Genomic DNA, 12,070 nt, shown 5'->3' with positions numbered 1-12,070 from the left:
TGCCGTTACGCACCACCCCGTCAGTAGCTGAACAGGAGGGACAGCTGATAGAAACAGAAGCCACTGGAGCACCTCAAAAACACCATCATACACTAAATCAGTAAGTTGGCAGCATCACCCATGAAGCACGGTTGTTTTGCGGTAGGTTAAGATCAAAATTGCGCTGATTAATCCTGGTTATCGGGAGAAGCTCGGTGATAAAAAGCGAATTATCTCTCGCCGCAAACAAACTATCACATGAATATTATCATCATAATGAATTTATTGTTTGGCCTTTACGAATCAGGATAATAGATAACCGGGCACGTTTTTTAATGTTAACAAGTTAAAACCATCAGATTTCATTGAATAAATATTGGTTGTGTGATTTTGCATTCTGCAGGAAGGGATATCATTTAATTATAAATTAAATGAATGTGATTTCTGTTTTTCATTAAGTATTCCTAACAACTTAATGTAGATAATTTAAATGTCTCCAGGCTATTTCACCAGGTTATCATTTGATGCTAACCTTCTGACACATGCAGTGGAGTTGTTGTGCAGCAGGAGTATGCTGATATGAAAGTGAATGCTAAGGATAATTTATTCGCTTAATCTATTAATTTGCTGGAAATATTTAAGGAATGAATATCCTGAATAAACCATCATAATTTTTAGACAGTGGATGTGGAGGGAATATGTTGCCAGGATGCTGCAAAAATGGAATTGTTATCAGTAAAATACCTGTTATGCAAGCAGGGTTAAAAGAGGTCATGAGGACTCACTTCCCTGAATATGAAATAATATCCAGCGCCTCTGCGGAGGACCTTACCTTATTACAATTACGCCGTTCCGGATTAGTCATTGCTGATTTAGCCGGTGAAAGTGAAGATCCACGTTCTGTTTGTGAACATTATTATTCTTTAATCTCACAATATCGGGAAATTCACTGGGTTTTCATGGTGTCACGCTCCTGGTATTCCCAGGCAGTAGAACTGCTCATGTGCCCTACGGCGACGTTATTGTCTGATGTTGAACCCATTGAGAATCTGGTCAAGACCGTACGTTCCGGCAATACGCACGCAGAGCGTATCAGCGCCATGCTGACCTCTCCGGCAATGACTGAAACTCATGATTTTAGCTATCGCTCCGTCATTCTCACTCTTTCAGAGCGCAAGGTACTGCGGCTATTAGGTAAAGGATGGGGCATCAACCAGATAGCTTCATTGCTTAAGAAAAGTAATAAAACTATCAGCGCCCAAAAAAACAGTGCGATGCGTCGACTGGCAATTCACAGCAACGCTGAAATGTATGCATGGATAAATAGCGCGCAGGGTGCAAGAGAACTTAACTTGCCTTCTGTTTATGGAGATGCCGCAGAATGGAACACAGCCGAATTAAGAAGAGAAATGTCGCACTCATAGAAAAATGCGTCATGAGTAGTATCGGTATTGAGAGTTTATTCAGAAAGTTTGCGGGTAACCCTTATAAGCTCCATACCTATACCAGTCAGGAGTCATTTCAGGATGCCATGACGCGGATCTCGTTTGCGGCGGTCATTTTTTCTTTTTCTGCCATGAGAAGTGAGCGCAGAGAGGGATTATCTTGCCTGACTGAACTGGCGATTAAGCTTCCGCGTACCCGGCGTTTAGTTATTGCGGATGATGATATTGAAGCTCGGCTGATTGGTTCATTGTCGCCATCACCGCTGGACGGTGTATTAAGTAAAGCGTCAACGCTGGAGATTTTTCATCAGGAACTCTTTTTGTCATTAAATGGTGTACGTCAGGCGACCGACCGACTGAACAATCAGTGGTACATTAACCAAAGCCGGACGCTAAGCCCGACGGAGAGAGAAATATTGCGCTTTATGTCGCGTGGTTACTCAATGACACAAATTGCCGAGCAGCTTAAACGTAATATCAAAACGATCCGTGCGCATAAATTTAATATGATGTCGAAACTGGGCGTCAGTTCTGATGCAGGGTTGTTGGAGGCCGCAGATATTCTGTTATGTATGCGGCATTGCGAAGCAAGTAATGTGTTGCATCCCTATTAATCCGCATGATGCCGGGTTTATTTCCCCGGCAGTGCTTTCATTTCAGCGTACAATCGCCACATTGCTGCACATCCGGTAAGCGATAACGCTGGCAGCAAGTGCGGCGCACCAGCAGGCCGTCGCGCAGTACCACGGTACGCCAGAGTGGATTATCTTCACCGGTAGTAAGCGTTTTCTCAAAAAAGAGGGCATGGCGCAGCGATTCAACCGTCGCCTCGCCGAGCAGCTGTTTCATCTCAGTCAGATACCAGTTGATCAAATAACCGGTATTACTCCAGATAAGTTTGCCGTTGATCTCTCCCGTCGCTTCTAGTGCCTGCACAACCGGAACCAGCGCCTGGCTGATTAACGTTTCCATTCGCTGCTGCGGCGAATGTGGTGTTGCGTTTTTATCTTCACACACATCGACCCAGAAACAGGCGGCACGGCCGGTTTCGTGAAACTCAACGTGGAAATGTTCCGGCGACACATCTAACGCTTTTTCCTGCGTCAGCAGCGCCAGCATTAATGGTGGCACCATCAGGCCGATATACCATTGCGCCCATAGTGAGATCAGCGGCTTGTTCTCGCGGATCATCGTTGGTTGGTTGCGATAGATATGATCGGAATAGACCGCCAGTAGAGAACTTAGCGCATTCGGTGATGACCATTGCGCCAGCGTCATGGCGCGAAGCGGGGCGGGTTCATCCAGACGGATAAACTCCAGCAAATGTTCACGATGTTCGGCGATCGTCGCCCGTACGGCTTGTGCAAGCCCAGCATCCTGCGGCTGGAGATGCGTTCGCCAGATGACATCTTCATAGAGCGGTGCGGAACGATAGGCCATAATCGGGATAGTAATCTAAATGATAATGATTGCTAATCCTAGCGATAGGTTTACCCGATAGCAAGGGATTTCTCTGGCTTGCAAATGATAAAAATTATCATATGATATTGGTTATCATTATCAATGAAAGAGATGAAACCATGTTGCAACGTACGCTGGGCAGTGGCTGGGGAGTGTTGCTGCCGGGATTGCTGATTGCAGGGCTGATGTATGCGGATTTATCGCCGGATCAATGGCGGATTGTCATTCTGATGGGATTGATATTGACGCCGGTGATGCTGTATCACAAACAGTTACGGCATTACGTTTTGCTACCATCGTGCCTGGCGCTTATTGCTGGCATCATGCTGATGCTAATGAATTTGAATCAGGGATGAAAAATCAAGGAAGAAACAAGAAAGGAAGTAAAGATAATTGGTGCGAGGGGGGGGACTTGAACCCCCACGTCCGTAAGGACACTAACACCTGAAGCTAGCGCGTCTACCAATTCCGCCACCTTCGCACAGTCATCTTACTTTTTTGATATCGCCTCGTTTGGTGCGAGGGGGGGGACTTGAACCCCCACGTCCGTAAGAACACTAACACCTGAAGCTAGCGCGTCTACCAATTCCGCCACCTTCGCCCAGTGCGAGCAATATCAACGTGGTTTTTGGTGCGAGGGGGGGGACTTGAACCCCCACGTCCGTAAGGACACTAACACCTGAAGCTAGCGCGTCTACCAATTCCGCCACCTTCGCATACCATCAATTCTTAAAAAGAATTGCTACCACGGAGGCGCATTCTAGTGGTTTTCAGCTTTTCGTCAATAGTTAATTATCGCCGGAGGTGTAATTGCTGGAAAAATGTCCATCAGGAAACTAACGTGCAGGTTTTGTAGGTCGGATAAGGCGTTCACGCCGCATCCGACACGGTATTTGGGTGCAGATGCCAGATGCGACGCGGGCGCGTCTTATCTGGCCTACGAAGGGCTAACGTGCAGGTTTTGTAGGTTGTATAAGGCGAGCACGCCGCATCCGACAAGGCTTGCGGCGGGATACTTAACCTTTCTTCGCCTGGCGGGTCATAATGGCGCGATACACCTTGAAGCGCCCGGTTTGCGCGATAACTTCATGGAAGCCAAATGTCTCATCCAGCACGTCCGGGTAAGGCAGGAAGGCGTTCGCTACAATTCGCAGCTCGCCGCCGCTATTAAGATGACGCACCGCGCCGCGAATCAGCGTTTGCGCCGCATCCAGGCTGGTTTGCATCCCATCGTGGAACGGCGGGTTGGAGATGATCATATCAAAACGACCTTTCACCTCGGAAAAGACGTTGCTGGCAAAGACTTCACCTTCAACACCGTTGGCCGCAAGCGTCGCACGGCTGGCTTCTACCGCCGGGGCAGAGACATCGCACAAGGTGAGACGAATTTTCGGCGAATGGCGCGCAAAGGCAACTGAAAGCACACCCGCGCCACAGCCGACATCCAGCACTTTACCTTTCGTGTGCGGGGTTAACGTCGAGAGCAGCAACTGGCTACCGACATCCAGACCGTCGCGGCTAAACACGCCAGGCAGCGTTTTGACCGTCAGGCCATCGACGCTGTATTCGCCCCAGAATTTATCCGCATCAAATACTGGCTGTTTTTCCAGACGACCAAAATAGAGGCCACAGCGACGAGCGCTGTCGACTTTATTCAACGGCGCATAATCTGCCAGCATCTGCTCGGCGCTGCGCACGCCGCTGCGGTTCTCGCCAACGACAAAAATATCCGTCCCCACCGGCAGCAGAGAAAGTAAATTCATCAACTGGAACTGGGCTTCCGGTTTGTTCTTCGGCCAGTAGTAAATCAGCGTATCGCAATCTGCGACGTCATCCGCCTTGGCGACCAGACTAAAACGGGCGTTATCCCCCATCTGGCGGCTTAATACCTGCCAGTGGTGGAATTGCTGGGTATGAGCACGGCTGGCCGCGGTATCTAAACGCGCGGGCAGGTCATCCTGTAAGTCTCCGGCAAACAGAATACGGCTTTGTTCGAAATCATCACTGTGACGCAGCAAGACTTCACTTGCCGGGGTAAATGCAGACATGGAATGCTCCTCAATTGATACTGGCGGCGATTATAGCCATATGTTGGCGCGGTATCGACGAATTTGCTATATTTGCGCCCCTGACAACAGGAGCGATTCGCTATGACATCCCGACGAGACTGGCAGTTACAGCAACTGGGCATTACCCAGTGGTCGCTGCGTCGCCCTGGCGCGTTGCAGGGGGAAATTGCCATTGCGATCCCGGCACACGTCCGTCTGGTGATGGTGGCAAACGATCTTCCCGCCCTGACTGATCCTTTAGTGAGCGATGTTCTGCGCGCATTAACCGTCAGCCCCGATCAAGTGCTGCAACTGACGCCAGAAAAAATCGCGATGCTGCCGCAAGGCAGTCGCTGCAACAGCTGGCGGTTGGGTACTGACGAACCGCTATCACTGGAAGGCGCTCAGGTGGCATCACCGGCGCTCACCGATTTACGGGCAAACCCAACGGCACGCGCCGCGTTATGGCAACAAATTTGCACATATGAACACGATTTCTTCCCTCGAAACGACTGATTTACCAGCGGCTTACCACATTGAACAACGCGCCCACGCCTTTCCGTGGAGTGAAAAAACCTTTGCCAGCAACCAGGGCGAGCGTTATCTCAACTTTCAGTTAACGCAAAACGGCAAAATGGCGGCGTTTGCGATTACGCAAGTGGTGCTGGATGAAGCTACATTGTTCAATATTGCGGTCGATCCTGACTATCAGCGTCAGGGATTGGGAAGGGCGCTGCTGGAACATCTGATCGACGAACTGGAAAAACGCGGCGTGGCGACGCTCTGGCTGGAAGTCCGTGCCTCAAATGCTGCCGCCATTGCCCTGTACGAAAGTTTAGGCTTTAACGAGGCGACGATTCGCCGCAATTACTACCCCACCACGGACGGTCGCGAAGACGCCATCATCATGGCGTTGCCAATCAGTATGTAAGACAAGGTGGAATAATGAAGTGGGACTGGATTTTCTTTGATGCCGATGAAACGCTGTTTACCTTTGACTCATTCACCGGCCTGCAGCGGATGTTTCTTGATTACAGCGTCACCTTTACCGCTGAAGATTTTCAGGACTATCAGGCCGTTAACAAGCCACTGTGGGTGGATTATCAAAACGGCGCGATCACTTCATTACAGCTTCAGCACGGGCGTTTCGAGAGCTGGGCCGAACGGCTGAAAGTTGAAGCAGGCTTGCTTAACGATGCCTTTATTAATGCGATGGCGGAAATCTGCACGCCGCTGCCGGGCGCGGTTTCTCTGCTTAACGCCATTCGTGGCAACGCCAAAATCGGCATCATCACCAACGGCTTTAGCGCCTTGCAGCAAGTGCGTCTGGAACGCACGGGCCTGCGTGATTACTTCGATTTGCTGGTGATTTCCGAAGAAGTTGGCGTTGCTAAACCGAATAAGAAAATTTTCGATTATGCGCTGGAACAGGCGGGCAATCCTGACCGTTCACGCGTGCTGATGGTTGGCGACACTGCCGAGTCCGATATTCTCGGTGGCATCAACGCCGGGCTTGCGACCTGCTGGCTGAATGCGCACAATCGCGAGCAACCAGAAGGCATCGCGCCCACCTGGACCGTTTCTTCGTTGCACGAACTGGAGCAGCTCCTGTGTAAACACTGATTGCCTCCCCCCCGTTGATGGGTAAAATAGCCGCAATTTTTCGTTTTCAACAAGCGCGGCGCGATGCCGCTTACTCAAGAAGAAAGAATTATGACGTTGTCTCCTTATTTGCAAGAGGTGGCTAAGCGCCGCACTTTTGCCATTATTTCTCACCCCAATAATTAAGCCCAAATTAAAGCTCTTTTACTCTTTCAAAATCCTTTCAGTTAATTGAGATTGAGCTATATAACTCATTTAAATACATTTAGTTATGTGGCTTCTTTAATTGAAAATTCTTTCATGTAACTTTAAATCGATCTGCTTGCTTTCATCAAAAATCTGTACATATGCTTGTACATAATGTACAAAGCAGCAGAGGTGTTTTGCGATTTGTACAAGGTGAGTAATGGCGCTGTCTGATGCGTGGTTGCGTTCAGTCGTTGGAAAGGAACGTGATAAGGTTTTGGTTAAATCCGATCGTGATGGTCTGTCTGTCAGAGTATCACCGAAAGGTCGCGTAGTGTTCCAATATCGTTATCAATGGGCAGGGAAAGGTGAGCGTCTTGATATCGGAACTTACCCAGCAACTGGATTAAAAGAGGCCAGAGAAGAAGTTATCCGTCTCCGTGGTGAACTCGAGTCAAACCGTAATCCACGATTGGTCAAGCAGGCTGAAAAACGAAAAGCTACTGAAGCCATGACGGTAGAGTCTGTGATCCGTGCCTGGTATGAAGCATATTGTGTAAAAAATAAAAAAGGCTCTGAACAGATACTCCGCTCGTTTGAGCTGCACCTGTTCTCTAAAATCGGGAATATCCCTCACGATGCAGCTACATTGCATAATTGGTTAGAAGTCCTGGAGCCTCTTAGCACTAAGACTCCAGCAATAGCAGACCGATTGCTAATTAACGCAAAGCAGGCCCATGTCTGGGCGTATAAGAGAAAGCTCATTGAAACTCGCCCGCTGTCGGATATCACGGGTAAAGATATGGATATCCGTAAAGGTCAGAAGAAACGGTTTCTGACACATGATGAAATTAAAATCCTTTATGCTGCGATCGATGGTTCTCGAATGGTTCCTAAATACCGGGCCTTCATTAAACTATTGCTGCATTTTGGCTGCCGTAGTTCAGAGCTAATTACCGCCAGGGTGGACGATTTTGATTTCATTAATAAAGTATGGACTGTACCACCAGAACGACATAAGACTGGGGAGATAACGGGCGAACCGCTAAAGCGGCCCATTATTGAACCGGTTGAAGAGCTTATAAAGTACGCTATTTCTATGAACAATGGTTCCAATATGCTTTTTACTAAGGAAGGAAGCAGGGAACCCGTTGGTCGGACATCATTGCAGTCGCTGCCTTACAATTTAATGCAGTATGCATGGCGGCGTTTGGGGTATCAATTCCCTCATTGGTCTCTGCATGATTTGAGGCGAACAGCACGAACAAACTTTTCTGATCTTACTGCGCCTCATATCGCAGAAATAATGCTCGGTCATAAACTGCCGGGGGTATGGCAAGTTTATGACAAGAGTGATTATTTAGAAGAACAGCGTAAAGCCTACCAGGCATGGTGGGAGAGAGTTGAATCGATTGTTACTTGTTCTGGTTCAGACACCAACTGACAGTTTGCATATTTTGAACGCAATAAAATATGACAGTCCGCTTTGAGCGAGGAGCGGATATATGATGTTTAGAAAACGCGCGATTTGCAGTTAAGCAATCTAAGTTACTGATGTACTATACTGGAACTGCTGGCCAGTTTGTGTTGAACACCATCATTATCACAATAAGGAAATGAAAGTTGAAATGAATACTAAACTTTTGGCCTATTTAAACAATGAGTTACATGGAGTGTGGGTAGATAGTGAAAATCGTAATATCCACATAATACTTAAATCAAGCCTTCCTATAATTAAATCCGTCTGGTCAGGAGCACCTATCCACTTTTTGGTAGGTTTATCTACTAAAAATATACTAGTGATTGGGATGTTGATTGAAGATAATGTCGATAATCCATTTTTACTAGCCTATCCACCAAGAGAGGCAGATGAAATTAAAGGGCTGGATTTGTTATTGTCAGGCGCTTATGATGGTATTCTATTATCATTTTTTGACTCGCATACAATGCGTGTTATGGACCTGAAAATAAAAGTTTCGGAAAATTTACCGTGTGAATGTTTAAAAAAATTTTGTGCTAATTCATATTCTCTCAATTCAGGATTTAGGGAAGGTAATGAAGCAATGGATGAATTCTGCAACAATGCTTTGACTGGTAACGAGAAAATAATTAGTCTGCCACTAAGTGTAATCGATAAAAAATCTTACCTAGCAAGTGTTCATGAACCAAACGATACCGTATTAACATATGAATTTAGCGTCAGTGAAAACGGCTCTGAGGGATATGAGCAGGAAGCTCTTATATACCATGCTTTGCGGCAGGTCTTTTCACCGGAGGAAGTGTTTTTTTCTCCAGATATTATTGAGGGTAATAAAAAAAGAGAACTAGTTGATATTCTTATTGTAGAAAATGACTATGTATTATCTATACAGTCTAAAGCATCATCTTTGATTGAAATGGGTTTGAAATCTCATGAAAAGCTTTGTAGCATGTATAAGAAAAAAGCATTGCAAGGGATCGATCAGGTTAAAGGCGTTATCCCAATTCTAAATAATGATGTGGTTATTAATTATGACGGGAGGGAATGCTTAATAAAGCGCAGAAAGGGTATTTATCATTTAGTGATAATCTCAGATCTTGTTTTAGAGAAAGAAGGTGCTGAAAAGATTTATAACGAAATTAGCAACCTTAAAGAGTCAAAAGGGGCGAAAGTTTTAGTTATGAGCCTTGAAGGTCTTGTAAATTTTATAAGACTATCAAGATTAAATAAAAGAATGTTTTGGGCAATGCTGGAGGCTAAATACAAGTTCAGCATAAAAAACCGTACAATTTTAATTAGAGATATCGACTCTAGCCAAGAGAATAATCTACCATTACTTGCCACTGATCAATACCTATCACTTCTTCGAGGTACGGGAAAATTAAAATAAATTGTATCAATGATACTGTTGCCACGTATCGAGACTGGCTTATGAACGGAAGGGTTTTCCAGCAGTTCAGCGACCGGAGCTGCACATCGATGCCGGATTGTGCCTGCAATTATGTTCTTGGCTAAGAGGTGCTGCTGGCTCTGGATAGAATAACCCTAACGTCCAAAGAGCGCGCATTTTCATGTAAAAAAATAAATAGCTTGTCTGCTCTTGATACAGAGCAGACAGTCAGATCTGTTTGGCTTGTGCCATAGATGTGCCAGCTCACATTTGAGCTAATGTTTGTTACTCAATTACTCCTGCAAACCTGTATATCTTACGTGATGCCCATTTATTTGGGCAGGATTTAATATCAGGATCTGGAAAATCAGGCCGATATTTCTGACCAGTCCTCCGGTTTACACTGTTCCAGCGAAGCACCGTCGATATTGAAACGCCACAGAATTCGGCGACTTGTTTTGTTGTCATTAAGTTGTTCATTGTTGACCCTCCTGTGGTTGTGCAGTTGAAAGACTCATGCCAGCGCGTTGTTTCCAGACGACCCAGCCGAGAGCCATATCCCACGCCATGTACTCGTTATCACCGTTTTTTGCTCTCCGACGATCGACTGTTTTACCGAAACGCTTTTCCATGAATAATTCATAAGCTTCGCGTTCATCTGGTTCTACTTCCAGAGATAGGAGTGCGATTTCATAAGCACGGCGCTCAATATCGTCTCGCACGTCAAGGCTGCTGATACGCTCTTTAATTTCTTTAATCAGTTCTTTGTCGGTAAAAGTGGTCATTATGCTCCAGCCTCCGGTGCTTTTGGCATTACTGCCCAGTGAGTGATATTGACGTTTTCAAGGTCCCCGACCTGAAATGTCCACTGCCATTCTCCGGTTTCTTTTTGTCCCCAGGTGTACCAGAGAGAACGCCAGCCAATTAGCCAGCCTTCTCCGTTAGCATCGAATAACAAAACACTTTCATTTGCTGGTGGCAGTTCAGTTGACACTGGTATTACTTTGTTTTCCTGTGCTGCACATTTAGCTTCAAGCGCATCGAATTTACGCACCAGGTATTCAGCATCTGTTTCATTTACTTTCAGATCTCGCGGTACACATCTCCCACGAAGAAACCCTTCCATTTCGAAAACATTCATGCGCATTTGCGTAACTCCGATAACTCGTTAAAGCGTTCCATAAACATCCCGTAGGCATGGCCCGGTGCCAGTGGAATCACGTTGAACATCTCTGTTGCCGGGATACCTTCCAGTACAGGCCAGAAAGAGCCATCATCAAGCCCGAGATCGCGGCGTTCGGTTGCCAGCATGATGAGATCGGCATATTTCACGGGCGTACTCATAACTGGGGGTAACCCGTATTTCTCACGGATTACGGCGTCTATTTTTTCTTCCATTTGTTTATAGTCAGGAAGAAGGCGTTTCAGTGGTGCGGGAATGTCCTGGCAATACGCTTCTGTTGCATCATGCATTAACGCTTCAAAAGCAAATTCCTGCGGCACCAGCTGGCTGCAAAGAACCGCATGTTGGGCGACGCTGTAGAAGTGCGAAAGATGACCGGCAAAGCGACAGATATTTGAAAGGGAAACCGCGATATCGTTAATATCGATGTCGTCTTTATTTATCCTGTCATAATAAAAATGCTTCCCGGAAAAAGTTTTAATAAATGACATTTTGTTCTCCACGTATATGCGCTGCACCGCGCTGAATTTTGGTTAAAGAAAACCCTCGCCATCAGGCGATTATTGAGTTAATTACGTTTCCATAAATGCCCCCGCAGGGGCATTTGCAGTAATGAAATCAGGCGGTGAAAGTACCAATAAAGGTTTCTACTTTGCTGTCTTTGAATTTTTCAACAAGCAGATCACGAAATTCGTTAGCCATTTCTTCCTGCACTGCTTCCAGCTGAATAATGCGCAGAACCAGTACAGGGCGATCACCAGTGATAATGCTGAGGCGTAATTTAAACGGACGTTCTTTCAGGCCTTCAAACGGAACGCATTTAAACTCAAATGCTACTGGCATAATGTCTTTGGTTTTCGCTTCGACAGACTCCATCAGAGAGCGTTTGCCGCTGAAGTCATTGTCTTCAAAATCAGCGGTCTGGTTTGCTTCAATCGTGATTTTACGGACCGCCGCAGCCGCTTTTGTTGCCTGAATGGCGTCACCATTAGCATCAAAGCCCACAAGGTAGTCGGCCCAGTCTTCAATCCATTCTGCCAGTGACTTCTGGGAGTTACGCTCGCCGTTAACAGACAACAGGGCAGAGAACGGTGCTGTCTTTTTCAGTTTGAGAGTGGCGGTGTTATCTGCGTGACCTGGTTCATCAATAGTACCCAGGTTAAGCATACTGACGGCTCGCATATTATCAGCATCGATAAAGCAGCGGGTGCCTTCATCTGCAAGATCTTTAGAATAACGGGTAAAGTCATCGATGCTGGCAGTGGAAAGCGCACCACGGAAACGGAAGCGATTTAA

Annotated in this window: 15 protein-coding genes, 3 tRNA genes and 1 pseudogene; 9 read left to right on the top strand and 10 right to left on the bottom strand. The window is 46.5% G+C overall.

Features of this window, described 5'->3' with window-relative positions; translation table 11 throughout:
- Positions 1-64, bottom strand: a 64-nt coding sequence (locus K0778_RS23320; protein WP_001676991.1) for an IS1 family transposase, incomplete at its 3' end; no start/stop codon positions are given.
- Between the two features lie 613 nt (positions 65-677).
- On the opposite strand from K0778_RS23320, the gene K0778_RS23315 reads away from it, so the two are divergent.
- Positions 678-1,403 carry a response regulator transcription factor gene (locus K0778_RS23315; RefSeq protein WP_000936635.1) on the top strand — a complete coding sequence of 242 codons (726 nt, stop codon included), beginning with the start codon at positions 678-680 and terminating at the stop codon, positions 1,401-1,403.
- Positions 1,361-2,038, top strand: a complete 678-nt coding sequence (gene bglJ, locus K0778_RS23310) for a DNA-binding transcriptional activator BglJ (RefSeq protein ID WP_063084554.1) — start codon at positions 1,361-1,363, stop codon at positions 2,036-2,038. The genes K0778_RS23315 and bglJ overlap by 43 nt, the downstream gene beginning before the upstream one ends.
- Before the next feature lie 37 nt (positions 2,039-2,075).
- On the opposite strand, the gene fhuF is transcribed toward bglJ, so the two are convergent.
- The gene (gene fhuF, locus K0778_RS23305) at positions 2,076-2,864 is read right to left on the bottom strand and encodes a siderophore-iron reductase FhuF (protein ID WP_000331610.1); all 789 of its coding nucleotides are present in this window, start codon (positions 2,862-2,864) and stop codon (positions 2,076-2,078) included.
- Positions 2,865-3,004: 140 nt separating this feature from the next.
- Here fhuF and K0778_RS23300 point away from each other — a divergent pair, with 140 nt between their 5' ends.
- Positions 3,005-3,241, top strand: a complete 237-nt coding sequence (locus K0778_RS23300) for a DUF1435 domain-containing protein (protein ID WP_001443717.1) — start codon at positions 3,005-3,007, stop codon at positions 3,239-3,241.
- Between the two features lie 38 nt (positions 3,242-3,279).
- Here the strand turns inward: K0778_RS23300 and K0778_RS23295 are convergent.
- From K0778_RS23295 to rsmC, 4 genes are all read right to left on the bottom strand, one after another.
- Positions 3,280-3,366 (bottom strand) — tRNA-Leu (locus K0778_RS23295).
- Positions 3,367-3,399: 33 nt separating this feature from the next.
- Positions 3,400-3,486: transfer RNA gene (locus tag K0778_RS23290), tRNA-Leu, on the bottom strand.
- A 28-nt stretch (positions 3,487-3,514) separates the two neighbouring features.
- Positions 3,515-3,601, bottom strand: a tRNA-Leu gene (locus K0778_RS23285).
- A 300-nt stretch (positions 3,602-3,901) separates the two neighbouring features.
- Positions 3,902-4,933 carry a 16S rRNA (guanine(1207)-N(2))-methyltransferase RsmC gene (rsmC, locus tag K0778_RS23280; RefSeq protein ID WP_001272306.1) on the bottom strand — a complete coding sequence of 344 codons (1,032 nt, stop codon included), beginning with the start codon at positions 4,931-4,933 and terminating at the stop codon, positions 3,902-3,904.
- A gap of 102 nt (positions 4,934-5,035) precedes the next feature.
- Here rsmC and holD point away from each other — a divergent pair, with 102 nt between their 5' ends.
- The 6 genes and pseudogenes from holD to K0778_RS23255 all read left to right on the top strand — a co-directional run bounded on the left by holD (position 5,036) and on the right by K0778_RS23255 (position 9,591).
- Positions 5,036-5,449, top strand: a complete 414-nt coding sequence (holD, locus tag K0778_RS23275; protein ID WP_000204016.1) for a DNA polymerase III subunit psi — start codon at positions 5,036-5,038, stop codon at positions 5,447-5,449.
- Positions 5,418-5,864 carry a ribosomal protein S18-alanine N-acetyltransferase gene (gene rimI / locus K0778_RS23270; protein WP_001092461.1) on the top strand — a complete coding sequence of 149 codons (447 nt, stop codon included), beginning with the start codon at positions 5,418-5,420 and terminating at the stop codon, positions 5,862-5,864. The genes holD and rimI overlap by 32 nt, the downstream gene beginning before the upstream one ends.
- Positions 5,865-5,878: 14 nt before the next feature.
- Positions 5,879-6,556, top strand: a complete 678-nt coding sequence (gene yjjG, locus K0778_RS23265; RefSeq protein WP_000870701.1) for a pyrimidine 5'-nucleotidase — start codon at positions 5,879-5,881, stop codon at positions 6,554-6,556.
- A gap of 90 nt (positions 6,557-6,646) precedes the next feature.
- Positions 6,647-6,715, top strand: a pseudogene (locus K0778_RS28675) (hypothetical protein); the annotation flags it as partial.
- A 226-nt stretch (positions 6,716-6,941) separates the two neighbouring features.
- Positions 6,942-8,165 carry a site-specific integrase gene (locus K0778_RS23260; RefSeq protein WP_153449130.1) on the top strand — a complete coding sequence of 408 codons (1,224 nt, stop codon included), beginning with the start codon at positions 6,942-6,944 and terminating at the stop codon, positions 8,163-8,165.
- 184 nt (positions 8,166-8,349) lie between these two features.
- Positions 8,350-9,591 carry a hypothetical protein gene (locus K0778_RS23255; protein ID WP_052993680.1) on the top strand — a complete coding sequence of 414 codons (1,242 nt, stop codon included), beginning with the start codon at positions 8,350-8,352 and terminating at the stop codon, positions 9,589-9,591.
- 476 nt (positions 9,592-10,067) lie between these two features.
- On the opposite strand, the gene K0778_RS23250 is transcribed toward K0778_RS23255, so the two are convergent.
- From K0778_RS23250 to K0778_RS23235, 4 genes are all read right to left on the bottom strand, one after another.
- Complete coding sequence (locus tag K0778_RS23250; RefSeq protein ID WP_153449129.1) at positions 10,068-10,376, bottom strand: hypothetical protein; 309 nt, start codon at positions 10,374-10,376, stop codon at positions 10,068-10,070.
- Entirely contained in the window at positions 10,376-10,738 is a 363-nt protein-coding gene (locus tag K0778_RS23245) for a phage protein (protein ID WP_001242749.1), read from the bottom strand. The genes K0778_RS23250 and K0778_RS23245 overlap by 1 nt, the downstream gene beginning before the upstream one ends.
- Positions 10,729-11,265, bottom strand: a complete 537-nt coding sequence (gene yfdR, locus K0778_RS23240; protein ID WP_000008200.1) for a 5'-deoxynucleotidase — start codon at positions 11,263-11,265, stop codon at positions 10,729-10,731. The genes K0778_RS23245 and yfdR overlap by 10 nt, the downstream gene beginning before the upstream one ends.
- 127 nt (positions 11,266-11,392) lie before the next feature.
- Positions 11,393-12,070 (bottom strand): YfdQ family protein (locus K0778_RS23235; RefSeq protein ID WP_153449128.1); only part of this gene is annotated, 678 nt, incomplete at its 5' end.

This window comes from Escherichia sp. XD33 (assembly GCF_019375075.1).
Taxonomy (GTDB): domain Bacteria; phylum Pseudomonadota; class Gammaproteobacteria; order Enterobacterales; family Enterobacteriaceae; genus Enterobacter; species Enterobacter flexneri_A.
The sequence above is the reverse complement of the archived record's forward strand: the minus strand, read 5'-3'. Positions and strand labels throughout refer to the sequence as shown.